At 35.3% G+C, this 22,916-nt stretch carries 24 protein-coding genes and 1 pseudogene; 4 read left to right on the top strand and 21 right to left on the bottom strand.

The genetic code is table 11. The annotated features are described in order from the left end of the window. Positions 1–17: 17 nt before the first annotated feature. Complete coding sequence (locus ACW9JY_RS02435; protein WP_457283248.1) at positions 18–1,028, bottom strand: Rpn family recombination-promoting nuclease/putative transposase; 1,011 nt, start codon at positions 1,026–1,028, stop codon at positions 18–20. Between the two features lie 536 nt (positions 1,029–1,564). Between ACW9JY_RS02435 and ACW9JY_RS02430 the strand changes: the two genes are divergently transcribed. From ACW9JY_RS02430 to ACW9JY_RS02420, 3 genes are all read left to right on the top strand, one after another. Continuing rightward, complete coding sequence (locus tag ACW9JY_RS02430) at positions 1,565–1,732, top strand: toll/interleukin-1 receptor domain-containing protein (RefSeq protein ID WP_457283247.1); 168 nt, start codon at positions 1,565–1,567, stop codon at positions 1,730–1,732. Between the two features lie 575 nt (positions 1,733–2,307). Further along, positions 2,308–4,461 carry a KAP family P-loop NTPase fold protein gene (locus tag ACW9JY_RS02425; protein WP_457283246.1) on the top strand — a complete coding sequence of 718 codons (2,154 nt, stop codon included), beginning with the start codon at positions 2,308–2,310 and terminating at the stop codon, positions 4,459–4,461. Positions 4,462–4,526: 65 nt separating this feature from the next. After that, a complete protein-coding gene (locus ACW9JY_RS02420) occupies positions 4,527–4,643 on the top strand; it encodes a type II toxin-antitoxin system HicA family toxin (protein ID WP_457283263.1) in 117 nt (38 codons plus the stop codon). 32 nt (positions 4,644–4,675) lie between these two features. Here the strand turns inward: ACW9JY_RS02420 and ACW9JY_RS02415 are convergent, their stop codons facing one another. The 7 genes from ACW9JY_RS02415 to ACW9JY_RS02385 all read right to left on the bottom strand — a co-directional run bounded on the left by ACW9JY_RS02415 (position 4,676) and on the right by ACW9JY_RS02385 (position 8,161). Beyond that, entirely contained in the window at positions 4,676–4,933 is a 258-nt protein-coding gene (locus ACW9JY_RS02415) for a hypothetical protein (RefSeq protein WP_457283245.1), read from the bottom strand. Positions 4,934–4,971: 38 nt separating this feature from the next. Further along, on the bottom strand, positions 4,972–5,181 hold the full coding sequence (locus ACW9JY_RS02410; RefSeq protein ID WP_457283244.1) for a hypothetical protein: 210 nt from the start codon (positions 5,179–5,181) through the stop codon (positions 4,972–4,974). A gap of 305 nt (positions 5,182–5,486) precedes the next feature. Then, the gene (locus ACW9JY_RS02405) at positions 5,487–6,368 is read right to left on the bottom strand and encodes a DegV family protein (protein WP_457283243.1); all 882 of its coding nucleotides are present in this window, start codon (positions 6,366–6,368) and stop codon (positions 5,487–5,489) included. A 159-nt stretch (positions 6,369–6,527) separates the two neighbouring features. Beyond that, positions 6,528–6,770, bottom strand: coding sequence for a hypothetical protein (locus ACW9JY_RS02400; protein WP_457283242.1), 243 nt, complete (start codon positions 6,768–6,770; stop codon positions 6,528–6,530). Between the two features lie 65 nt (positions 6,771–6,835). Continuing rightward, positions 6,836–7,021: an Rpn family recombination-promoting nuclease/putative transposase gene (locus ACW9JY_RS02395; RefSeq protein ID WP_457283241.1), complete on the bottom strand. Its 186-nt coding sequence runs from the start codon at positions 7,019–7,021 to the stop codon at positions 6,836–6,838. A 258-nt stretch (positions 7,022–7,279) separates the two neighbouring features. Next, positions 7,280–7,705, bottom strand: a complete 426-nt coding sequence (gene hepT, locus ACW9JY_RS02390; RefSeq protein WP_457283240.1) for a type VII toxin-antitoxin system HepT family RNase toxin — start codon at positions 7,703–7,705, stop codon at positions 7,280–7,282. A 3-nt stretch (positions 7,706–7,708) separates the two neighbouring features. Beyond that, positions 7,709–8,161, bottom strand: coding sequence for a nucleotidyltransferase domain-containing protein (locus ACW9JY_RS02385; RefSeq protein ID WP_457283239.1), 453 nt, complete (start codon positions 8,159–8,161; stop codon positions 7,709–7,711). A 699-nt stretch (positions 8,162–8,860) separates the two neighbouring features. Between ACW9JY_RS02385 and ACW9JY_RS02380 the strand changes: the two genes are divergently transcribed. Further along, entirely contained in the window at positions 8,861–9,394 is a 534-nt protein-coding gene (locus ACW9JY_RS02380; protein WP_457283238.1) for a type II toxin-antitoxin system antitoxin SocA domain-containing protein, read from the top strand. A gap of 89 nt (positions 9,395–9,483) precedes the next feature. Here the strand turns inward: ACW9JY_RS02380 and ACW9JY_RS02375 are convergent, their stop codons facing one another. The 13 genes and pseudogenes from ACW9JY_RS02375 to ACW9JY_RS02315 form a co-directional block, all read right to left on the bottom strand. After that, positions 9,484–9,900, bottom strand: coding sequence for a type IV toxin-antitoxin system AbiEi family antitoxin domain-containing protein (locus tag ACW9JY_RS02375; protein ID WP_457283237.1), 417 nt, complete (start codon positions 9,898–9,900; stop codon positions 9,484–9,486). Positions 9,901–9,936: 36 nt separating this feature from the next. After that, positions 9,937–10,026: pseudogene (locus ACW9JY_RS02370) on the bottom strand (type IV toxin-antitoxin system AbiEi family antitoxin domain-containing protein); the annotation flags it as partial. A 151-nt stretch (positions 10,027–10,177) separates the two neighbouring features. Continuing rightward, positions 10,178–10,750, bottom strand: a complete 573-nt coding sequence (locus tag ACW9JY_RS02365) for a lysine exporter LysO family protein (RefSeq protein ID WP_103077437.1) — start codon at positions 10,748–10,750, stop codon at positions 10,178–10,180. After that, on the bottom strand, positions 10,747–11,019 hold the full coding sequence (locus ACW9JY_RS02360) for a LysO family transporter (protein WP_457283236.1): 273 nt from the start codon (positions 11,017–11,019) through the stop codon (positions 10,747–10,749). The genes ACW9JY_RS02365 and ACW9JY_RS02360 overlap by 4 nt, the downstream gene beginning before the upstream one ends. Positions 11,020–11,086: 67 nt before the next feature. Beyond that, complete coding sequence (locus ACW9JY_RS02355; protein ID WP_457283235.1) at positions 11,087–12,097, bottom strand: mannose-1-phosphate guanylyltransferase; 1,011 nt, start codon at positions 12,095–12,097, stop codon at positions 11,087–11,089. A gap of 223 nt (positions 12,098–12,320) precedes the next feature. Then, positions 12,321–14,507, bottom strand: a complete 2,187-nt coding sequence (gene glgB / locus ACW9JY_RS02350) for a 1,4-alpha-glucan branching protein GlgB (RefSeq protein ID WP_457283234.1) — start codon at positions 14,505–14,507, stop codon at positions 12,321–12,323. A gap of 54 nt (positions 14,508–14,561) precedes the next feature. Further along, the gene (gene dprA / locus ACW9JY_RS02345; RefSeq protein WP_457283233.1) at positions 14,562–15,554 is read right to left on the bottom strand and encodes a DNA-processing protein DprA; all 993 of its coding nucleotides are present in this window, start codon (positions 15,552–15,554) and stop codon (positions 14,562–14,564) included. Positions 15,555–15,680: 126 nt separating this feature from the next. Further along, positions 15,681–16,382, bottom strand: coding sequence for a tRNA1(Val) (adenine(37)-N6)-methyltransferase (locus ACW9JY_RS02340; protein ID WP_457283232.1), 702 nt, complete (start codon positions 16,380–16,382; stop codon positions 15,681–15,683). Positions 16,383–16,785: 403 nt separating this feature from the next. Then, positions 16,786–18,564 carry a hypothetical protein gene (locus ACW9JY_RS02335; protein ID WP_457283231.1) on the bottom strand — a complete coding sequence of 593 codons (1,779 nt, stop codon included), beginning with the start codon at positions 18,562–18,564 and terminating at the stop codon, positions 16,786–16,788. Next, the gene (gene hflC / locus ACW9JY_RS02330) at positions 18,564–19,424 is read right to left on the bottom strand and encodes a protease modulator HflC (RefSeq protein WP_103077431.1); all 861 of its coding nucleotides are present in this window, start codon (positions 19,422–19,424) and stop codon (positions 18,564–18,566) included. The genes ACW9JY_RS02335 and hflC overlap by 1 nt, the downstream gene beginning before the upstream one ends. After that, a complete protein-coding gene (hflK, locus tag ACW9JY_RS02325) occupies positions 19,421–20,416 on the bottom strand; it encodes an FtsH protease activity modulator HflK (protein ID WP_457283230.1) in 996 nt (331 codons plus the stop codon). The genes hflC and hflK overlap by 4 nt, the downstream gene beginning before the upstream one ends. A 974-nt stretch (positions 20,417–21,390) precedes the next feature. Beyond that, positions 21,391–22,404, bottom strand: a complete 1,014-nt coding sequence (locus ACW9JY_RS02320; RefSeq protein ID WP_457283262.1) for an IS3 family transposase — start codon at positions 22,402–22,404, stop codon at positions 21,391–21,393. Next, entirely contained in the window at positions 22,404–22,802 is a 399-nt protein-coding gene (locus tag ACW9JY_RS02315) for a transposase (protein WP_457283229.1), read from the bottom strand. Before ACW9JY_RS02315 ends, ACW9JY_RS02320 begins: the two co-directional genes overlap by 1 nt. Positions 22,803–22,916: the final 114 nt, after the last annotated feature.

Here is a 22,916-nt window from a genome sequence, read left to right as displayed (position 1 = left end):
AGGCCTCTTTTCAGAAATTATTTAAGTAACTCTTTTAGTTCTTCTAGTGTAACATTTAGAATGTTCTTCTTTATTTGGTTTATGGTTTCTTCATTTGCTTTTCTGATATTTTCTTTTAATCTTTTATCGAAATCTTCTCCAAACCTTTGATTTAGAATTTCAATTATTAATTCTCTTTCTCCTTCAAGTTTTCCTTTTCTTTCACCTTCTTTTACACCTTCCAATTTAGCTTTTTCTCTGTCTCTTTTTGCTATCTTTTCTAATGTGTCAAACATTTTTGGCACCTCCATTTCTTTTAGCTCTTCGTACCTTTCTTTTATCTCTTCGTAATCTGTCCTCTTTCCGAACAGTTCTATGAATGCGTTTCTGTGTTTATCAAACTTTTCTTTTTCTTCTTCCGGCAACTTCGATATTATCTCTTCATTTATAATTTTTAGCAACTCTTCTGCGTTTTTTATCCTTACGTTTGGTTTGTCCGTTAATAAGATTACCCCTAGTGCCTTCTTCATGTTTATTATCGTTTCTTCTTTTATACTGCTTAAATTTATTAGTTCATAATTTGCTTTTATTAAGTAATCTTCCATGTTTTTTATCTCTGTTATCTTGTCTTTTACATCCATTGGTGATGTCCATTTCGCTTTTCCATCGTAAAAGACTATCCCTATTATGACTGGTAGTTTGAATCCTTTTTGTTCTGATTCTCTTTTGTGACTTTTCACATATTGTTCCCATATTCTTACCTTGTACGCCAACATCCTGAATGCCATAAGTTGGTCAACTTTACTTTGATGCTCTAACAATAAGTATATGTATACATCTTGACCGTTTTCTTTTTCTATCTTGTATAGTATGTCTGATCTTTTTATGGAGAAGTCTTTGCCTATTAGTTCAGTTTGTTCACGTTTTAAATCTGTTTCTTTTATTTGTTTTGTTATCTCTTTTGGTAGAAAGGCTTTTAGGAAATCATAGAATACGGTTCTGTCTTCAAATAATTCTTTGAATATGGAGTCTTTTATTGGATTAGACATAAGCTTCTCCTTTTGGTTTATTTTTTGTTGTGTTTAGCGCCCCTTCGCCCCGCTGCCCGCCCCATAAGAGGAGTAAATTGTTCTCTTTACTAATTTAATTATATCATATCTTTTTGAAGGTGTGCTATTTTATTATCCAACTCCTGTTTAATAAGTTTTATAGCTCCCTTCCCACACTCCCCACCCGTGAGGAAGAGGGACCTGCGGTCCCTTTCCCCGCTTTTCAACCATAAGGAAAGAGGTTTGTTCCTTTTTACCCCGCTGCCCACTCGTGAGGAAAAGGATCTTTATTAACACCCTTCACCCCGCAGCCTGCCCATCTAAGGAAGATATTCTGTCGCCCTTCCCCCGCTGCCCGTTTTATTGAAGACTGTTCATCTTGTAGATCGCGAGAATGTTTTTTAAATCAAAGAAGAATGTTTGGGTTGAGGGAAAAGGGTATCATTTTAAAGACATCGATTTATGATCTAACCAATTTTTTCATGGACATATAGTATAATTTAAAAGGGGGAAATATTGATTAAGAGTGATACTATATGAATGAGAAACCTTCAGTTTTTATTAGTTATAGTTGGGATAGCAAAGAGCATCAAGAATGGGTGAAAAAGTTAGTAGATGATTTAAGTTCTAAGGGCATAGAAGTAAATTACGATCAAAAAGAGACTCAAAGGAAAACAACTAATTTGTATAGGATGATGATTTAGAGCTTCTTTTTTCAAAAATTAAAGAGAAAAATAAAAATTTTGAATACATTCATGAAAAGGTTTCATCAACTAAGAGTATATTTAAATTATATAAAAACGGGAATTTTATTGATGGTATAAAAATATGGTTATGTAATTTATTTAGAAGCACAACATATGATCTATGTTTCTCATATAGAGATAATTTAGATAATGATAATTCATTTAATGAACAATTGACTTTTGCTATAACTAAAGATAATGAATTTAGGTTAAAGTACAGCTTTAGTAGTAATTTTTTTAATGATGATAATTTTTTTAATTCTGATGAAATTGTAAATGTAATCTGGGAAAATCATATAAAAAATGTAATTAAAAGTTAGTAATTTTTGCTATTATGGTAGATTATGAATGGTTTGATTGCTCTTACCAAACTAAAAGCATACCAAAAACAGGTGTTAGTTAAAAGAACGTAGTTTTTTCTACTAATAATTAGGAGTTATAACTGTTTGGTTTTGTTCGAAAATTGAACGAAGGTATTTGGGGTTAGAGTGAGCGGTTATACAAAATTCTGGGGCAAAAAAGAGGTGAAAAGCATGTTTAAAACCGATCAACCAATTGAATCATCTAAAGATGATATTTTAGGCAGAGCTTCATTTGCTCAAGCCCTGGGTGAAGCTATTCTTAGCTATAAAGAAAAAGACAGTATAGTAATTGGGCTTTTTGGTGCGTGGGGTTCTGGAAAAACCTCTATAATTAACATGGCTTTAGAGTATATTAAACTTATTTCGAAAAACAACAGTGATGATAAGAAACCAATTGTCGTAAGATTTAATCCGTGGAATTATTCTGACCAAAACCAACTTATTACTCAGTTTTTTAGAGTTTTATCAATAGAACTCAAACGTCACAATTATGCAGGTCATGGTAAGAAGATAGGGGAGAAACTGCAAACATATGCTAAAATCGTTGAGCCACTTGCACTAATACCAATGATTGGATCTTTTGTAAAGATATTTTCTGATACCGCTAAAAGTGCTGGAAGTGCTATTGAAAGTATGAGCAGTCTTAAAGCAAATGATTTAAACGCTATAAAAGCAGAGATAAATAAATTGCTTATCAAACAGCATCATAAAATTATTGTTGTCATCGATGATATAGATCGCCTCAATGATACTGAAATTAGACAGATGTTTCAATTAGTCAAATCCTTAGGAGATTTTAAAAATACGATATATCTGCTTGCCTTTGATAAGAATGTCGTTATAAATGCATTGGAAAATGTTCAAAAGGGTTTTGGTTTAGAATATTTAGAGAAAGTTGTTCAAATACCTTTCGAAGTTCCACTCATTTCCAAAGACAAAGTAGAGGATTTATTGAAACGTGAAATTAGAGAATTAGTCAATGGCGTACCGGAGGATAGATACGATCAAGGATATTGGTGGGATATATACCATAGCGGATTTAAGGATTTTTTTAGAAACATAAGAGACGTTACACGTTATCTAAACACACTACGTTTCAGTCTTGAAATGGTAAAATATGAGGTAAATGTAGCAGATTTTCTTGCGATTACAGCCATTCAGGTTTTCGTGCCAGAAGTTTACTATGGAATAAGAGACAATAAAGATCTTTTCACGGGGGTATACCCTTATTATGGAAGGTCTGATGAAAGTAAAGAGAAAGCAAAAAAACATTGCGATGGGATAATTAGTAGAGGGAAAGTTCTTCCTCCAGAAGTTTTAAAAGATTTGTTGAAAAAGCTATTCCCAAAACTTGAATCTATTTACGGCAATAATAACTTTGGTCAGGAAAAGTTGAGAAATTGGAGAAAAGATTGTCGAATTTGTAGCCCCGATATTTTCGACTTGTTCTTTAGACTTTCGCTTGCAAAAGGAGGGATCTCCCAAGGAGAAATTGAGGCAATATTGTCTTTAGGAAATAACTCTGAATCGTTTGCCCAAGCACTTTTAAATCTTGAAGAGGAAAAGGTATCAAGATTTCTTGAACGGTTAGAAGATTACGCTCTAAGTAACGCCTATATTCCTAAGGAAAATATAGAACCTATTATTACTGCTCTGATGGATGTAGGTGATTTGTTACTCGAAGGCGATTTAAATATATCTGGCCTTTATGCGAAACTCCACCGGCTATTCGATAAACTCATTCATCGTTTTGAAAGCTATGATGAGAGATTCAACATATTCAAAGGAGCAATTGAGAAAAGTACAAGGAGTTTATATACTATCGTTCATGAGATAAGCCTACAGAAAAAACCGTTTGGAAAATATAGATCCCAAGAAAATTTAGTTTCCACAGATGAACCAACTGTAAAATTGGAACAATTTGAAGAATTGAAAAAACTTGTTTACAACAAGCTTCAGATTTGGGCCAAAGATGGAAAATTAGCAAAGCACAAGTATTTGGTGTATATTCTTTTAGAGCTGAAAGATTGGAAGCTAGAAGTAGAAGTAGAAGTAGATAAGTTAGTGAACGATATGATAAAGAGCGATGAGGGCTTGATCGATTTTATTACCAGTTTTTTGAGCAAGACAACGAGTTATAGTAGTTTAGATTCTGAGGAAAAAATAAATTGGCAAATTGATGAAAGCATTAAGAATTTTGTAGACCTAAAAGAGATAGAACCACGAATAAGAAAGATATCCGCTTCTCCTGACTTCGCACAGTTAGAAGATCAAAAGAAACTTGCAATTGAAACATTCTTAAATACTATTGATGGGAAAATATAGGATAGCTCTTACGGAGGGCATTAGATCATAATTTGATGTCTTTGAAATGATATCATAAACAAGTTATCAAAATTCTTGAAAAGCAAGGTTTTGCATTAAATAGAGTTAGAGGAAGTCACCACGTTTATTATAATGAAATTTCAAAGAAAAGAATCATTGTTCCTCCAACACTTTTTATTTGAAAAAACGCCCATGGAGGGCGTCTTTTCAGAAATTATTTAAGTAACTCTTTTAGTTTTTCTAGTGTAATACTTAGAATATTTTTCTTTATTTGGTTTATGGTTTCTTCATTTGCTTTTCTGATCTTTTCTTTCAATCTTTTATCAAAATCTTCTCCAAACCTTTGGTTCAGAATTTCAATTATTAATTCTCTTTCTCCTTCAAGTTTTCCTTTTCTTTCTCCTTCTCTTTTCCCTTCTCTTTTCCCTTTTTCCATGCCTTCTTCAAATAATGAAGCTCCTATCTTTGTCATTCGTATCACCTCTTTCAGTTTGTTTAGGTACTCTTCCCTTACATAATTGTCTGAGAGGTGACTCCTAGTTCGAATACAAAATCCATGTTTCTATCTGATACGTTTATTACGGGTAGTTCTGTTGGTTTGACTGAGATTATCTTTGGTAAGTTTAATTCATAATATTCGATGGTTTTGTCTTTGAATAGCTCCGACATCTTTTTGAAAATAATGTCTTGACTGTTGTGGGTTATGTTGGTACCTTTCATCAGCTCCCCCTTTTGGTTACACGATAGTTTGTTGAACTGTTTATATTAATTATTTATATTAACTATTTATATTATACCATATTGTTTTTGAAGGTGAGCTATCTTATCATATAACTCTTGTATAATGAGTTTTATAGCGCCCTTCCCACACTCCCCACCCGTGTGGAAGAGGGACCTGCGGTCCCTTTTCCCGCTTTTCAAGCATAAGGAAAGGGGTTTGTTCCTTTTTACCCCGCTCCCCACCCGTGTGGAAGAGATCTTTATTAACACCCTTCGCCCCGCAGCCTGCCCTACATCTTTTTGTTTTATTCTTCTTCTAATTCTGTGTAGCCTATTCCTATTGCCCCAGGCCCAGAATGAGCTCCAATTACTGCTCCCAACGTACCTGAGTATATTTCAGCTTCATAGTTTAATTTTTCTCTCAGCTTTTCTATCATGTATTCTTCGTCTTCTTCACACATGGCGTTCCTTGTGGAGATAATTACCTTTTTGGGATCTTTTATTCTTTCTGAAATTATGTTGACCATTTCTTCTAAAGATTTTCGTCTTGATCTAACTGCTTTTATCGGTTTAACTACTCCATTCACAAATTCCATTATCGGTTTTATATTCAATAGAGTGCCTAAAAACTCTGTAGCCCCGCCTATTCTTCCACCGGCTTTCATGTATTTTAAGGTTTTCACAGTGAATATTGTACTAGTTTTTTTGATGGATTCTTTGGCTATTTTACAGATTTCTTCTAAAGATTTTTTCCCACTTTTGATCATTTGTGCGATTTTTATTTCCAAGGCAGCCTGACCACATGTACAGGTTCTTGTGTCTATTAAGGTTATTTTTGAGTCTTGGTATTTATCAGTGAAATCATTTTTTGCTATGTAAGCATTTTGATAACTTGCAGATAATTCGCTTGATATTGTTGTAACTATTATCTCTTTGAAACCTTTATCATATGTTTCTTTAAAAGCGTTGAACCAATCTTCTGGATTTGGTGCGGCAGTTTTTGGAGATTTGTCGGGATTTTCAGCCATTTTCTTATAAAATTCTTCATCAGATATATCTTTACCTTGAATAAGATACTCTTTCCCATCAAAGGTTATGTAAAAAGGGATTTTTACGATATTATATTTTTCAAGAATTTCTGTTGGTAGATTACTTGCAGCGTCAACTATTTGTGCTATTTTAGGCATAAAAAATCCTCCCTTAAATAGTTTTTTCAATTATAATTATATATCAATTTGCAAATAAAAATATACCACCCTATCACACAAATCCTGTATGATGAATTTGGTCAAAAACATTGTACAGGAGGAAAAGAAAGGTGATAGGGTGGTATAACAACAAAAACATTATTTCAATATTTCTTTTAGTTCTTCTAGGGTTATACTAAGAATATTTTTCTTTATTTGGTTTATAGTTTCTTCGTTTGCTTTTCTGATCTTTTCTTCTAAACTTTTATCAAAATCTTTTCCAAACCTTTGGATTAGAATTTCTATCATGAATTCTATAAATCTTTCCCTTTCTTCAAGTTTGCCTTCTAATCGAGCTTTTTCTCTGTCTCTTTTTGCTATCTCTTCTAATGTGTTAAACATTTTTGGCACCTCCATTTCTTTTAGCTCTTCGTAACCGGTTTGTTAGATCCATTGGCGATGCCTATTTATAGTATGTCTGATCTTTTTATGGAGAAGTCTTTACCTATTAGTTCAGTTTGTTCACGTTTTAAATCTGTCTCTTTTATTTGTTTTGTGATCTCTTTTGGTAGAAAGGCTTTTAGGAAGTCATAGAATACGGTTCTGTCTTCAAATAATTCTTTGAATATGGAATCTTTTATTGGATTAGACATTAGCTTCTCCTTTTGGTTTATTTTTTGTTGTGTTTAGCGCCCCTTCGCCCCGCTGCCCGCCCCATAAGAGGAGTAAATTGTTCTCTTTACTAATTTAATTATATCATATCTTTTTGAAGGTGTGCTATTTTATTATCCAACTCCTGTTTAATAAGTTTTATAGCTCCCTTCCCACACTCCCCACCCGTGAGGAAGAGGGACCTGCGGTCCCTTTCCCCGCTGCCCACCTATAAGGAAAAGGAAAAGGGCTCCATCTGATCAGTTATTTTCGATGAATTTTTCTATACTTTTAATGAATTGTCTAATGTCATCCAAATTTTCTGTTATTATATCGTACAGCTCTTCTTGAGAGATCATGTGATACATATGGACCAATCTATTCCGATAACCAGCCATTTGAATTAATTTCTGGCTCAAATTCTTGTTTATAATATCTTTTTCTCCAAGCCCCAAAGCAATAGCTTTATACTCAGTAGACATATCTATGCTACCTGTCTTAGCTAATATATGCCTTCCAATATCAAAGATTGCTTCTAAAGTCCTTCGGAGAAAGCTTTCAGCTGCTGCAGGGTTTCTTCTATCTCGTAGAAATTCTTCTTTTGATAAGTGAGATAGTATTTCTAATTGAATTAGATAGTCATTGATGAATATCAATCTATCTCTAATAAGCTCTTTATTTATCATCTTTCATTTCTCCTCGTACTTTTCTAATACTTCTTTATGGTATAAATCGAGGACATATTTAAAATCCGCAGCACGCCTTAATATCATCATTTCATATTCATCTTTGAAACTTTCTGATTCACTATATACGCATATGCCTTTTAACGCTTCAGTCTGGAATACAGAATGAGTTTCTTGCAAAAATACCAGATCTAATTTGTAAGGTTTGAATAATTCTTCTAATTCATTGTATATACTCGCATAAAGCTTGTATCTGTGCTTTATGCTATCCAAATCAAACAAAAAAACTATTCCCACATCTATGTCTGTGAGGGGATCATCTATTTTTATATCGTTATCATCATTGTTTTTTAGTAACTGATAAGCCTTTTCTTTCTGCGAGCCAAACAAATAGACTAACCCTATTTTATATTTTTTACATAAATCTTTTAGGAATTCTAATTTGTCCTGAACCATGTTGTTCACCTGCTTAATTCTTTTGTATTTAAATCTTATACTGTCTTGGGAAACTTTAAAAAGATAGATGCAGCGCCCCTTCCCCCGCTGCCCACCCATTTAAGGAAGGGACCTGCGGTCCCTTAAACCCACGGGGGGTGAAGGGCTTCGCCCTGTGACCCTTTTAAAAAAGTGCGTTTTTGTGAGCTGCGCTTAGTCATTATTTGCGCCCCTTCGCCCCGCAGCCCGCCCATCTAAGGAAGAGATTCTGGCGTCGATTCCCCCGCAGCCTGTCCATAAGAGGATTAAATTGATTTTTGCTAATTTAATTATATCATATTTTGAAGGTGCGTTATCTTATCATATACTTCTGTATAATAAGTTTTATAGCGCCCTTTGCCCCGCTCCCCACCCGTGTGGAAGAGGGACCTGCGGTCCCTTTCCCCGCTTTTCAACCATAAGGAAAAAGATCTTTGTTAGTGCCGTTCACCCCTCGGCTTGACGCATTTATTCTTTTCATAATTTATCAGAATTGACTTCTAAAAGTTTGAAATAGAAGAAATTCTGAGATAATATGATTAAGGAGGAGGAAAAACATGAAAACGATAGATAATAAAACAAAGTTGTTTAATTTGATCCTTTTGTATATTTCATATTTTAAGGATTTTGACGGGATAAAAAAATTAAATAAAATGTTATACTTTACCGATTTTGAATATTATGAGAAATTTTCAAAATCGATTACTGGATATAACTATTAACTATATAAAATATAAGAGAGGTCCTGTTATCGAAAATTATTCTGAAATTATCAAAGAAATGGAAAATAATAAATTATTAAAAAAAGAAAAAAAGGAAGTTTTAGGAAGAGACAAAATCTACACTGTTTCTAGAATGGAAAATATGGTGGAACCAGATTTAGATCTTTTTGAAAAAGAAGAGTTAAAGGTTATCAGAAATGTATTGTCTAACAACTTATTGAAAAGTGGTAAAGAACTAGAAGAAGAAAGTCATAATGATGCGCCATGGATTTTGTTAGAACTCTATCAACCTATACCTTATGATTTTGTTAAATACAGGAATGAGAGATTGGATGATTATAGGATTGCAGAGATTAAAGCAGAAAATTCATATAAAAGAGCCAAAAAATACTCCGAAGAAGCTGAAAGAGAATTCTATGCTCCTGAAAATTATGATGACTTAGAAGTCTGTGAAGTTTTCTATGATTTAAACAAAGATATTTGCACTTACTAAACGAAAAGTAATTCTTAAAACTATTTGTGGATTAAGGTTTTTTTCTTTTGATAAATTTCTTATTAAACTTTTTAATTGCATTAGATTTTTCATAAGATCATCTCCAAGTATTTTCTCAACACTTTTTCAATTTTTAGTTTTTTTGAGTATTCTATTAATTTGTTTAGGTTTTTATCTTTGTTAGATATATAAGTTTTTAATGAATTTTTGAATAAATCTTTATCCATATTGTTTCTGTTTTTGACTATATCACATATTGTTCTCTCTTTATCATATACTTTTATTTCTCTTCCAAAATTGGTTTTTGATTTTATTAGTCCGAGATCATAGTTTTCTTTTTTTGTCCAATGTACGTTTACATTATATTTTTCTAGATTTTTAAGGTTATAACCCTGAGGGAGAGTTACTGAGTAATTTATTGGGTCTCTATCTGTTAAATTATGTAAATATAGTGCTGTTTCATGCGAAAAGACTATTTTTTGAAATTTTTTTTGTAATATATACATTTCATCTTCAAATGTTCCTGGGGTAATGTATGTACCCCTTTCTAATCTTTCGAGAATATTTTTTTCTATAAAAATATTTAGATATTGTCTGGGGATTCCTAATTCAACAACCTCTTTTGTAGTTATTATCCCATTTTTTTTTATTTATTAATTTTTGCAATTTTTCAATATAATTCATATAATCACCTCTTTACAAGTACACTATAATTATACACTATTAATGTGTAAAAGTCAAATTTGGTGATCTATATGATAATAATCAGAAATCATAATCATTCTAAAAGATCATTGTTATAAGGATAGGAACTGAAAGAGAAAGTATTACTCCTTGTCCAAAGGCTATTAGAGTAGTTTCTTTATCGGTGCTTTTTGCTATTACTCCAAGCATTGTGTCCATTGAAGTGGCTCCTCCAATTGACGCTGCTCCTAGAGGAGACCATTTAGCAACTAAAGGAATTAGAACTATTGCTAAAATTTCTCTAATTACATTTGCAGTGAAAGAAATTGCTCCTAGAACAGGAGAGTAGAGATTGCTGATCATAACCCCTGAGAGAGAGTACCAACCGAATCCTGCAGATGCGCCTAGTGATTCTTTTAAATTCAAGTCTGTAAAGAATATTACCAAAGAGCCAAAGATAAGACTTCCTAATATGGTTAAAATTGATTGAAAAAGTATATTTTTCATGTTGACTTTTAATTTTGAGAGTATCTTTTCTTCACTGCCAATATCAACCCCAACGCTAAAAACTAAAAACATTAGTAAAATAGTTGTTAAATTGTTCGGAATATTAAAGTTAAAATAGATACCGGATATTATTCCGGCAATAACTGCAGATAATAGCAATATCATTTAGTTTTCTCCTTTTTAAAAAACTTTTCGTAAATAGAAGTGAAAAGAATGCTCCCAATAATTGAAAAAACAGCTATGTATAAAGCTGTGATTCCAATTTCTTTAATTTGAGAAATCAAGACGTCATCGTTGCCAATTTCATAACCCATGAAAAAGAGCAATAGAACTGTTGACCATAAGACGGGTTTGATTTTTTTCAACCATTTTAGCCATCCTTTTAATCCTAAGAAAAGGCCAAATAAAAAGGCTATAAGTATCCCAACCATCATAATGTATCACCTCGCAGCTTGTCCATGAGGAAAAGTAAAGGACTCCATTCTGGAGCCCCTATATTTTTTAAAATTTCCCCATTTTTTTTAGTTTTTCCGATATTTTTCTTACGTCTTGTGAGTTTTCTTCTTTTGTGATTAAGATACCGTTTTCTCCTTCAATGACTATAATATTTGATAATCCAACTATTCCTACAAATTTATCGGATTTAACGAACACATTTTTCCCATTTATGACTTCAACGTTTTCGTCGTTATCTGAGTATCCTTGCAGTTCTCTTACTGATACCCAGTTCCCTACATCAGACCATGTAAAATCTGCTTTAACTACATAGACTTTATCAGATCGCTCTAATAGGGCGTAATCGATGCTTATTTTTTCGATACTGGGCATGATTTTTCTTAAGTTCTCTGTGTCCCATGGAGAGATGTTTATGAGTTTGTTATAAATGTCAAAAGAATGTTTTTTCATTTGTTCTAAGAATGTGCTTTTTTTCCATACAAAGATCCCGCTGTTCCAATAGAAGTTGCCTTTTGATAGAAAAGTTTTAGCTGTTTCAGGATCTGGTTTTTCTTTGAATGAATTGACTTTGTAAGTAGAGTTGCTTATTGGTTTTCCTGCTTCTATATAACCGTAACCAGTTTCTGGCCTGGTTGGTGTTATTCCTAAGGTGAATAGTCCGTCGAATTCTTGCGCACCTTGTATTGCCTTTGATAGGGTGTCCCAAAATTTTGATTTGTCTGGTATGTAATGATCGGCAGGGAGTATTGTTACTATCTCATCATCTTGGGCTGTTAGAGTTCCTATCATACAAGCTGGTGCAGTGTTTCTTGGAATTGGTTCTAAGATGATGTTTTCTTTGGGTATTTCTGGAATTTCTTTCATCGTTAGTTGTTGATATTTTTCTGATGTGATGATAAAGATGTCTTTGGGCTCCATTTTGTAGCGCATTCTTTCATAGGTTTCTCTTATGAGGGTTTTGTCTGAGAAAAGTTTTAGGAATTGTTTTGGTGTTTTTGAGTTTGATAGAGGCCAGAATCTTTCTCCTGAGCCTCCTGCAAGGATTATTGCCTTCATAACTAACCTCCCTTTGTGATAGCGCCCTACCCCCGTTCCCCACCCGTGTGGAAGAGGGACCTGCGGTCCCTTAAACTCTGCTGGGATAAGGGCTTCGCCCTGTGAACCTTTTTAAAAGTGGAGCGTTTTTTGTGAGTTGATTGATTATAGGTTTTTTTGTAAGCTGCGTTTAGCCATTATTTGCGCCCCTTCGCCCCGCAGCCCACCCTTAAGGAAAGGACCTTTATTTTATTAGGAATTTGAAATATAGTCCACCTAGAGGTGGTAGTGTGAGTATTATGGATTGTTCTCTTCCGTGCATGGGTATGTCTTGGGAGTATACTTCTTTTGGGTTGTCTACTCCGCTTCCGTAGTATTGTGTCCAGTCGGTGTTGAGTATTTCCTGGTATACTCCTTTTTTTGGAACACCTATTCTGTAGTTATCCCTTGGTACTGGTGTGAAATTGAAGACGCAGATTATGATTTCGTCTTCGTTTTCTGATTTTCTTATAAAAGATATTACACTGTTGTCCGCATCGTTGAAGTCTATCCATTCGAAGCCTTCATAGCGGTGATCGATTTCAAATAATGCTGGGTGATTTTTGTACAGCGTGTTTAAATCTTTTAAAAATAGTTGGGTTTTTTTGTGAGGTTCGTATTGTAATAGGTGCCAGTCTAAGCTGTTGGAGCAGTCCCATTCTTTTCTTTGAGCTATTTCACTTCCCATAAAGAGTAAATTTTTCCCAGGATGGGCATACATGTAGGAGTAAAAGAGTCTTAAGTTTGCGAATTTTTGCCAATCATCACCTGGCATTTTTTCCAAAAGGGACCTTTTGCCATGTACGACTTCGTCATGAGAAATGGATAAGATAAAGTTTTCAGAAAAAGCGTATACTAAAGAAAATGTGAGGTCGTTTTGATGGTGTTTTCTAAATATTGGGTCTTTGCTAAAGTATCTGAGTGTGTCGTTCATCCAGCCCATGTTCCATTTGAATGCAAAACCTAAACCACCCTCATGAACCGGCGTAGTTACTCCGGGAAATGACGTAGATTCTTCTGCAATGGTTACAATCCCAGGAAAGTATTGATAGGCGACGGTGTTGAGTTGCTTTAAAAAATCAATGGCTTCAAGATTTTCTCGCCCACCGTATTTGTTGGGAATCCATTCTCCATCTTGTCTGCTGTAGTCTAAATATAGCATTGAAGCTACGGCGTCTACCCTTAAGCCGTCTATATGGTATTTATCCAACCAAAATAGTGCATTTGCCAATAGGAAGTTTTTAACTTCAGTTCTTCCGTAATTGAATATGTATGTTCCCCAGTCTTTGTGTTCTCCCAATCTGCTGTCAAGATGTTCATAAAGGGCTGTGCCATCGAATCTTCCCAAAGCATGTGCGTCTTTTGGAAAGTGTCCTGGCACCCAGTCAACGATGACACCTATACCTTCTTGGTGCATTTTATCGACAAAGTACATGAAGTCTTCGGGTTTTCCAAACCTGCTTGTTGGAGCATAGTAGCCTGTTACCTGGTATCCCCAAGAGATGTCCAAGGGATGTTCGCTTACAGGTAATAGTTCTATGTGGGTGAAATGGTTTTCTTTAAGGTATGCTGAAAGTTTTTCCGCTAGTTCCCTATAATTTAGAAATTGATTTTCTTCTTTTCTTGCCCAGGAGCCTAGATGGACTTCATAGATTGACATTGGTTCTTTTATCCAATTTTTATTTTTTCTTTCTTCCATCCATTTGGAGTCGTTCCATGTGTGTTTGTTTTGTATGTCGTATACAATGGCGGCTGTTTTGGGTCTTACTTCAAAGTAAGTTCCATAAGGGTCTGTTTTTAGTAATAGGTCTCCATTTTGAGTTTTGATTTCAAATTTGTATAAGTCTCCTTCAACAACACCTGGAAGGAAGATTTCCCATATTCCTGATTGACCTAAGACCCTCATTTGATGTATTCTTCCATCCCAATTGTTGAAGTTACCAACGACGCTGACTCTTTTAGCGTTTGGTGCCCACGTTGAGAATAAAACCCCTTCGATTCCGTTTATTTTCATTGGGTGCGCGCCTAATTTTTCGTATATTTTGTAATGGTTTCCTTCGTTGAAGAGATATCTGTCGTATTCAGATATGACTGGTAAAAAAGAGTAGGGGTCTTTGTAAGTCCAGGTGTTGCCGTTGTAGTCTGTGCATTTTATTTCGTATTCAAATATTTGGGATCCTGGGATCTTTTTTTCAAAGAGTCCAGCTTCGTGGATTTTATCGAGTTTGACGGTGGTGTTTTTAGAAATCAAATATGCTTCTTTTGCAAAGGGTTGTAGAACCCTTATGACTAAGTTTTCTTTGTCGAGTTCTCTTAAGCCTAGATAAATAAAAGGGTCGTGACATTCTGCATTGACAAGCATATTTATTTCTTCTTCCGTTAGTATTGGCATGTGTTGCCACCTCCTTTTGTGTTAGCCCCCCTTCGCCCCGCCCAAGGGGTTTTATTAATTTAGGGTAAAGTATGTGCCGTTTTCTTGGGAGAGTTTCCCATCTATTTCTAGTTGCATTATAGTGGATAATATTGTTGAGATGTCTTCTTTTAAGCTTTCACATAGTGAGTCTAAGTTATTCTTCCCTTCGTTTATTAGTTTTAGTATTTTTTCTTTTACCTCCATTTCTTCAGGATTTTGAGAGGGACTTTCCCCTTCTAAGTTGGTTATTCCAAATAACTCTTTTAGGTGTTGTAAAGAGATTATGGGGATGGCGCCAGAGTAGATTAGATAATTAGTCCCGTATGAATTTAACCTTGTTATATCCCCTGGTACGGCTAATACTTCTCTTCCGTAATCGAGTGCGTATCTTGCGGTTATCAGTGATCCACTTTTTTTAGCGGCTTCAACGACTATGGTTTTTTCAGATAGAGCTGCAATTATGCGGTTCCTGTAGGGGAATGTGTATTTTGTTGCCCTGGTACCTGGGAAATATTCTGATATTATTAGCCCTTCTTCTTTTATTTTGTTGTAGAGTGATTCGTTGGATTTTGGATATATTATGTCTATCCCGTTACCTAGAACGGCAATCGTTTTTCTTGCGTTTCTTTGGGCTATCGAATCTATTCCATATGCCATTCCACTTACTATAGTGTAGCTGCTCAGGACTTTGGCGATTTCAGCACATATAGATTTTCCGTAATCTGTGGCTTTTCTTGTTCCAACAATGGAGACCGTTTTGCTTTTTAAAAGCGATGGATCACCGAAATAGTAAAGAATTACTGGAGGGTCGTTGATGGTTTTTAATAGATCTGGATATTCTTCGTCCCAGTAAGTGATTATGCCTAAATCTTTTATTTTGTCTAAGCTTTGAACGATTTTTCTTTTGTTTTCTTCGAATTCTTCTTTGAATAGTGTGGGTGATGTGTTTGTTTCTGTGTATTCTAAGAGTTCTTTGTTGGATTTTTTATATACTTCTTTGAGGGTTATGATGTCTAGTATGTTCAATGATTGTGAAAGCCTCCTTCTTTGATGAGACTTGGTATATTTAGCGCCCCTTCACCCCGCAGCCCGCCCGTGAGAAAAAGGGTTCTTTTCCCTTTCGTCCCGCAGCCCGCCCATAAGGGAAAGAGGTTATTCCTTGTGCTCCCTGCCCCATTCAGAGAAGAAGATCGGAGGGTGAATGAGCAGATTTCTACCTCCGTTTTTTCTGAATGTCAAAGAGATTAGTTGGGCGTCTTTTTCTTTGTTTCCGTAGGCGATATATATGTGTTGAGGTTCTAAATTATTTTTTTCTAAGATTATTAATACGTCTGAAAGGACGTAAGGATGAATTATAAAACAACCTAGTCCTTTGTTTTTTAAAAGGTATTTTGAAGCATAGATGAAATCTTCTAATACCTTTAAGTCTTCAGCTGATCTGGCAATTTTTCTATCGCTGATTTGACTTTTTAATCCATCAAAGTAGTGTGGAGGATTTGAAATTATATAGTCTATAGATTCTGTGTCAAAATGATTTTTGACGTTTTTTACTTCTGTATTGAGGAATTCTACGTTGTTTATTTCGTTTGTTTCTTTGTTTTGTAAGGAGTATTTATATAGTTCCTTTTGTATTTCTATACCTATTATTTTGCTGTTTGGTAGCATTTTCCCAATTACAAGGCTGACGTGCCCTATGCCACTTCCGAGTTCTACGATGGTGGAGTTGTCTTTTGCTGGATGAGTGGCTAATAATAGTACACTTGCATGTGTTGGGAGATGATGTTTATTGGGTGTTTTTAGTTTTAGTGATCTGTAAATTTGGTCTATTTGATGGATTTTGGTGGTTGTGTCCATGTGTTAGCGCCCTTTCACCCCGCTCCCCACCCGTGAGGAAAAGGGTCTTTATTAGCACCCTTCCCCCGCAGCCCACCCTTTTTAGGAAGGGACCTGTGGTCCCTTAAACTCTGCTGGAATGAGGGCTTCACCCTGTGACCTTTTTAAAAGTGGAGCGTTTTTTGTGAGTTAATTGATTAAAAGTTTTTTTGTAAGCTGCGCTTAGTCATTATTTGCGCCCCTTCGCCCCGCAGCCCACCCATAAGGAAAAGGGTCTTTCCCCTTTCATCCTCAAAAGTCCGTCTGTGAGGAAAAAAGTCTTTATTAGCGCCCTTCCCCCGCTCCCCACCCGTAAGGAAGGGGGTCTGTACCTTTTACCCCGCGGGCCCGCCCATCTAAGGAGCTTCAAAAGGGCTTTGCCCTTTTATTCTGTTTTTAGGAATATTGAATATTCCCCTATATTTAGTCTTTCTATTTTAGTATCAATGCTGTTCATGAATGAGAATGTTTCAATGTTCATTAATTTTATAGTAGAAGTTTCCATTATTGTTCTACTGTTTATAGATGAGTTGAAAAGGTCTATTGTTGAGTTTTTGAATAATGATTCTGCCACGTTATTTAACGATATTTCTTTTAAGTAAGTATTATTGGTATAAACACCAGATGAGTTTGTTATTTTAACGTAGTCCGATATGGATGAGTCGTAAAGACAAATTCTCCCTATGCTTTGTGTGTCAATTGAGCTGTAATTATCCAGGGTTGAGTTTTTAAGAAATAATAATTTCCCTTTGCCTGTAAATTTGATGTTTTCAAAGTCTGTGTCGTAGGCGATTATGGTTCCACCGTTTAGTGCTATTTCTCCTTCTCCAAATATATGAGTTTTATCAAATCCTGGCATTAAAAACATTAGCCCTTCAACAACCACAGTCGCACCGTTATATAATCTGATTTGGTTTCCAGATTCTACCAAAAATGTTTTCCCTTCTGGTATTAGTATATCAGAAGCTATAACAAAGGGCGTGTTAATTTGTGGCAAGAAAAGGTTTTTGTCTACTTTGTTTATCGTACCAGAGGCATATGGAACAAGAGCCTCTGAGAGAGTGATTACTGGATCTGAAGGAAACCCGTATGTTCCATTGTTGGTAACTTTTCTTACAAAAATAATATCATAATTTGGGTTTTCAATGAACGTGTTTTTTAATTCAAAAAATTTTTTCCAGCCAAATATTTCATCATATTTTTCGACAATGTAATTTTGATAGTTAGGATCATATCGCCAAGATATGAAATCCATGTCTTCAGAGATTAGCCGTGCCGTAATTTCAGGCGGGGTAGGGATTTGATCGTCAACATTAAAATTTACAAATTTTTCGGTTTTATTTTTGTTTGAGTCAAAAACAATCATCGTTGCATTGTTTGTTGGCTTTAGTAACAATTCTGATGGGTATTTAATCTCATCTCCATCGTCTATGAGAACTAAAAAGTTATCATCCCAGTCGTCAGAAATCTTTATATTGATTTCTGAAAAAAGATTAACGCTTACAATATCTGAGTTTATAACCGGAGGTTTGTCAATGTCCGTATCTATTTCGATCGGGTGATTGTAAGTGTTTTCGACATCATCTTTGAACTGTAGAACGTAATTTTTAATTCCGGAATTTTTGGTTATTTTTATTGAGAAACTGTCTTGTAACGAAGTCGAAGAGGCTAATTCTGTTTCGTTGTAGTATAAAGAGACTTTAGAAAAGTCTTTTTCATCTACTTTGTATTCTAAATTTAAATTGCCTGCCGATAGTTCTTGGTTGAAATATGATGGTTTTGGTGGAGTGGAATCAAAAGTTATGTTTGTGGCATATTCAGTGATAATTCTGTTTTTGTTATCTAGAAATTTGATATTGATTTTGTGGAGGCCATCGCTGATGTTGGATAGCGCCCCTTCGCCCCGCTCCCCACCCATAAGGAAGGAGGAGGAAGAAGTCTCCTCCTCACTCATAAGATAGGAGGGTTCAATCTCCTCACCATCGATAATTATTTCCACGTTTTCATAGTAAAAGTTTGTTTTTATCATTAACGGGATATTTGGGGAAATTTTGGTTGGAATTTCGATTTCAAAATCAACATTAGAATTACCAACGTATTGACATCCCGAGAGTAATATTATTAACATAGAGAATAATACTATTTTAGAAACCAGCTTCAACACTATTCCACCTCATAGAAAAGTTCAAGTAAAGGTGAATCGTTGGGTATTACTAATACACTGTTGTTGAAAGAGTCTTTGTAAATGTCTGTTATTTTTTGGAGTTCGAAGAAATCTTGATCCAAGGAATAAGCTTCTGAGTAAATGTTTATTGCACTTGCCTCACCTGTTCCTCTTATGATATCAGCTTCTTTTTGGGCATCTGATCTTATTATACTTGCTTGTTTGTCAGCTTCGGCTTTCATTCTTTGGGCTTCTTTTTCTCCTTCAGCCCTTAATTGAGCAGCCATGGCGTACCTTTCACTTTTCATCCTTTCGTATACAGCTTCAGTGTTCTCCTGAGGTAAATCGGTTCTTTTGAGCCTTACGTCAACTACGTTTATTCCAAAATCTTCGAGTGATGCCTCACTGCGATTTTTTATTTCTTCCAGGATTGCCAGCCTTTCTATTGAAAGAACCTCAGGAAATGTGTAATTTCCTATAACATCTCTTGCATGAGAATAAACGATGTCGTCGATTCTTGTCTTAGCAACTTCTACGGTCCTGAGTGTTTCAATGAACTTTTGAGGATCTTCTATCCTCCATATTGCATATGTATCGGCTAAGATAGTTCTTCTGTCGGAAGTTATTACTCTTTCTACGGGTATGTCATAGATCATAATTCTTTTCTCCAATTTTACTACGTTGTCTATAAAAGGAGTTTTTACATATATTCCTGGTTCTGTTTTTATGCTTATAATATTTCCAAATCTAAGGACTATTGCCTGCTGAGTTTGATCAACGATGTAGAAAGCTGTAAAACTAAAGAGGATTACAAAAAAAGCTACGATTATAACTACTGCCCATAGCGTCGTATTTTTCATTGTGCATCACCACCAATAAATTCACTTAAATCCAAAAAGTTCAAGGTGTCTCCTTTTTCTGAGACTACTTGTATCTTTGAATTTTTAATCATTTGTTGTACAGAGTCTAATATTAATCTTTTCCTTGTGATATCTTCGGAGTTTTGGTATTCTTCCAGTAAAGCTTTGAATCTTTCTGCTTCTCCTGTTGCCTTTGCAACTTGTTCATAGGCATAAGCTTGCGCGTCGTTTAAGATTCTTTGAGCTTCTCCTTCAGCTCTTGGAATAATGTCATTGCCGTACCTTTGTGCTTCGTTTATAGATGTTTGTTGGTCTTGACGCGCGTTGTTCACATCATCGAAAGCTGGAACCACAGGTTCTGGTGGTGTTACTGCTTGGAGATAAACGTTTTGTATTAGAATACCAGAGTTGTAACTGTCTAGTATGGACTGAACTCTTTCAGCGGTTTCCATGGCAATTTGATCTCTCTCTGTAGTCAAGACGTTTTCTAACTCTGACAGAGCAACACGTTCTCTAAGTACGCTTTCAGAGGTCGATTTAACTAGGTCGTACCCCTGAATTACATTGAAGGCATACGCCACAGGATCGTTTACCCTATACTGAACTACCGCTTCTATACTAATTATATTTTGATCTCCAGTGATCATTTCTGCTTCATCAGTGTATGAACTGTATGTGGGGGTTCTTCCTGTGCTGGTAGTTCTAAAACCTAGTTCAACTTTATTTATTGTTCTTACATCAACTATAACATGGGATTGAACAGGGTAGGGTAGATGAACGTGTAAGCCTGGTCCTGCGGTGGATTTGTATTCACCGAACGTTTTAACTAATGCTACTTCAGAAGGTCCTACCTGATAAACACCTGTTAAAAGGTAGATGCCAATCGCTATGATAACAGCAATAATGATTATATTGCGCCATCTATGACCTTCATGATTGTTACCTTCATCGTTAAATTCTTCGTTGGGATTGAAGATTTCATATTCAGCCAAAATTACTCACCTCTTTTAAAAGTATGAAATACTAAGCGATAGCGCCCTTTCACCCCGCAGCCCACCCATTTTAAGGAAGGACCTGCGGTCCTTAAACCAGTTGGGGGGAGGGCTTCGCCCTGTGACCCATTTGAAACTAGATTTTTTTGCAAATTAATTATTTGCGTAGTTCTTTTGTAAGCTTTGCTTGGCCTTTATTAGCGCCCTACCCCCCGCAGCCCACCCATAAGGAAAGGGATTTTTCCTTTTCACCCCGCAGCCCACCCTTTTGAGGAAGGACCTGCGGTCCTTAAACCAGTTGGGGGGAGGGCTTCGCCCTGTGACCCATTTGAAACTAAATTTTTTTGTAAATTAATTATTTGCGTAGTTCTTTTGTAAGCTTTGCTTGGTCTTTATTAGCGCCCTACCCCCGCAGCCCACCCATAAGGAAAGGGATTTTCCCCTTTCACCCCGCAGTCCACCCTTTTGAGGAAGGACCTGCGGTCCTTAAACCAGCTGGGGGGAGGGCTTCGCCCTGTGACCCATTTGAAACTAGATTTTTTTGCAAATTAATTATTTGCGTAGTTCTTTTGTAAGCTTTATTTAGTCTTTGTTAGCGCCCTACCCCCGCAGCCCACCCATAAGGAAAGGGATTTTCCCTAATTTTGCTTAATAAAAGTTTTTTTGCATAGAACAACAAAAGGACTTAAAATTAATTATAACATAAAAGTTGCATATGTTAGCAGCTTTTTTTAATCTAATCTATTTAAATTTCAAAAATACATTTGATGTTATAGAGTGTTATAATTAATATAAAATATAAGGTACAGTATCAACTTCTTCTTTCCTTAAACTGGTATAGAGAGCGAAGGGTAAAGCCCTCAACTCCTTCCATTAATTGGAGTGTAAAGCGAAGGGCGGAGCTCTTCTAATCTTTTCCTTATGGGTGCGGACGGAGCCCCGAATATTAGAAATTAGAGAGGCGTAACTCGATTTTACTCAAAAATGGTAAGTTTTTCTTTGATTTCCTTAATTTCAATTCTATTTTTTTTGTATAAAACATGGAACTCATTTGGTGTCAAGTAGTTCAAAGAACCATGAGGTCTAATATTAAGGTAAAAATCCAAATACACTTTGTATTTCGTAGTGAAATCGCTAATATTAGTAAAGGTATTCAAAGGCACAAACTCTCTTTGGACACTTGAATGAAAAGATTCGATAAAGGCTTGACAATCTGGATTATGTGGATATCCAAACTCATGGAGTATACCAACATTTCTCATAAAATTTTCTGTTAACAAAGAAGTGAATTGAGTACCGTTATCTGATCTAATAATCAAGTTTTTTCCTGATATTCCTCTGTACCTAAGAGCTTCAAAGATAGTTTTAATTATATCCTTTGATTTACATGATGGACCGATGTAAGAGCCAACAATCTGTCTATCAAAAGTATCAATTATGCTGAACACCTGTACATAACCATCTTTAGTTTTAAAGTATTTGATATCCATTTCCCAAAATTGGTTAGGAGCAGTTGCAACATGTTTTTGAGGACCTCTTCTTGGATGTGGTGAATGGTTTGTATATTTTCCAACCAAACCGATTTCGTGTTTCAAACGTCTCATCTTTTTATGATTGATAATTATTCCATAATTTTTCTTGAAATACGCACACAGCTTAGTAGAACCAAGAGTTTTCAAATAATGCTTTGAGACATACATATTGAGATGTTCCTTAATTTTTATCAGTTCAGCGATTACAAACTCATCAGGAACCTTATCGCCATTCACAGTATAGCAAAAACCTCGAGTTTTAGAATTAGAATGCTTTTTCTTTGACAAAGAACTTGTATCCAAGAAGAGTCTTGTCTTGTAATAATAAGTTCTAGGGTTCACGTTGAACTCTTCAAAAAGATAAGAAAGAGAAACGCCGTACTCTCGATGTAACCTATTGACATATTGAATATCCAAAATGGGTGTAGATTTAAAATCAACATGTCTATTTTCCATCATTTTCTCTGATTCAAATTTTTTTTTACAAACTCAACTTGTTCTCTAAGAACTCTGATCTCAATATCCTTTTCGATCACCAAATCCTTCAAAGTTTGAAGAGTCTGAGCGAGATCGGGATATTCCATACAAAGGCGAGAAATCTCATCCAAATCGACACCGGAATTCTCGTAAACCACAGGAGGAATCTTAGAGCCACGAGAAACGATGGAATTTTTGTTAAAAGGACCGTTGAAAAAGCAAGAATAATTCTCACCAGAATCTCTAAACTTCTTCACCCACTTTTGGATATTTCTGGTAGGGATGTTGTAAGTTTTACTAAGTTGAGAACAAGAAACACCTTTATCGACATGCTCTTTAACAACGTTAGCTTTTAACTCTGAGGGGTAAGACTTCACAAAAATCACCTCTTTTAAGAATATATATTTATTATACTACCACGCCCCTCAAATAAGAAAATGTGCTGTGGGCTAACTGTGGGGTGGGCTGCGGGGCGAAGGGACGCTAAATCA

It is taken from the genome of Petrotoga sp. DB-2 (genome assembly GCF_054051725.1).
This window is presented reverse-complemented; position numbering and strand designations above follow the sequence as displayed.

What these genes read in the sequence shown, in the direction of transcription:
- ACW9JY_RS02435 (WP_457283248.1), bottom strand. Translation starts at nt 1,028, where the DNA reads ATGTCTAATCCAATAAAAGACTCCATATTCAAAGAATTATTTGAAGAC.
- ACW9JY_RS02320 (WP_457283262.1), bottom strand. Translation starts at nt 22,404, where the DNA reads ATGGAAAATAGACATGTTGATTTTAAATCTACACCCATTTTGGATATT.
- ACW9JY_RS02340 (WP_457283232.1), bottom strand. Translation starts at nt 16,382, where the DNA reads ATGGACACAACCACCAAAATCCATCAAATAGACCAAATTTACAGATCA.
- ACW9JY_RS02415 (WP_457283245.1), bottom strand. Translation starts at nt 4,933, where the DNA reads ATGACAAAGATAGGAGCTTCATTATTTGAAGAAGGCATGGAAAAAGGG.
- ACW9JY_RS02430 (WP_457283247.1), top strand. Translation starts at nt 1,565, where the DNA reads ATGAATGAGAAACCTTCAGTTTTTATTAGTTATAGTTGGGATAGCAAA.
- ACW9JY_RS02380 (WP_457283238.1), top strand. Translation starts at nt 8,861, where the DNA reads ATGAGAAATTTTCAAAATCGATTACTGGATATAACTATTAACTATATA.
- ACW9JY_RS02360 (WP_457283236.1), bottom strand. Translation starts at nt 11,019, where the DNA reads ATGATGGTTGGGATACTTATAGCCTTTTTATTTGGCCTTTTCTTAGGA.
- ACW9JY_RS02400 (WP_457283242.1), bottom strand. Translation starts at nt 6,770, where the DNA reads ATGTTTAACACATTAGAAGAGATAGCAAAAAGAGACAGAGAAAAAGCT.
- hflC (WP_103077431.1), bottom strand. Translation starts at nt 19,424, where the DNA reads ATGAAAAATACGACGCTATGGGCAGTAGTTATAATCGTAGCTTTTTTT.
- ACW9JY_RS02355 (WP_457283235.1), bottom strand. Translation starts at nt 12,097, where the DNA reads ATGAAGGCAATAATCCTTGCAGGAGGCTCAGGAGAAAGATTCTGGCCT.
- ACW9JY_RS02425 (WP_457283246.1), top strand. Translation starts at nt 2,308, where the DNA reads ATGTTTAAAACCGATCAACCAATTGAATCATCTAAAGATGATATTTTA.
- ACW9JY_RS02395 (WP_457283241.1), bottom strand. Translation starts at nt 7,021, where the DNA reads ATGTCTAATCCAATAAAAGATTCCATATTCAAAGAATTATTTGAAGAC.
- ACW9JY_RS02405 (WP_457283243.1), bottom strand. Translation starts at nt 6,368, where the DNA reads ATGCCTAAAATAGCACAAATAGTTGACGCTGCAAGTAATCTACCAACA.
- hepT (WP_457283240.1), bottom strand. Translation starts at nt 7,705, where the DNA reads ATGATAAATAAAGAGCTTATTAGAGATAGATTGATATTCATCAATGAC.
- glgB (WP_457283234.1), bottom strand. Translation starts at nt 14,507, where the DNA reads ATGCCAATACTAACGGAAGAAGAAATAAATATGCTTGTCAATGCAGAA.
- ACW9JY_RS02375 (WP_457283237.1), bottom strand. Translation starts at nt 9,900, where the DNA reads ATGTATATATTACAAAAAAAATTTCAAAAAATAGTCTTTTCGCATGAA.
- ACW9JY_RS02410 (WP_457283244.1), bottom strand. Translation starts at nt 5,181, where the DNA reads ATGAAAGGTACCAACATAACCCACAACAGTCAAGACATTATTTTCAAA.
- ACW9JY_RS02385 (WP_457283239.1), bottom strand. Translation starts at nt 8,161, where the DNA reads ATGGTTCAGGACAAATTAGAATTCCTAAAAGATTTATGTAAAAAATAT.
- ACW9JY_RS02365 (WP_103077437.1), bottom strand. Translation starts at nt 10,750, where the DNA reads ATGATATTGCTATTATCTGCAGTTATTGCCGGAATAATATCCGGTATC.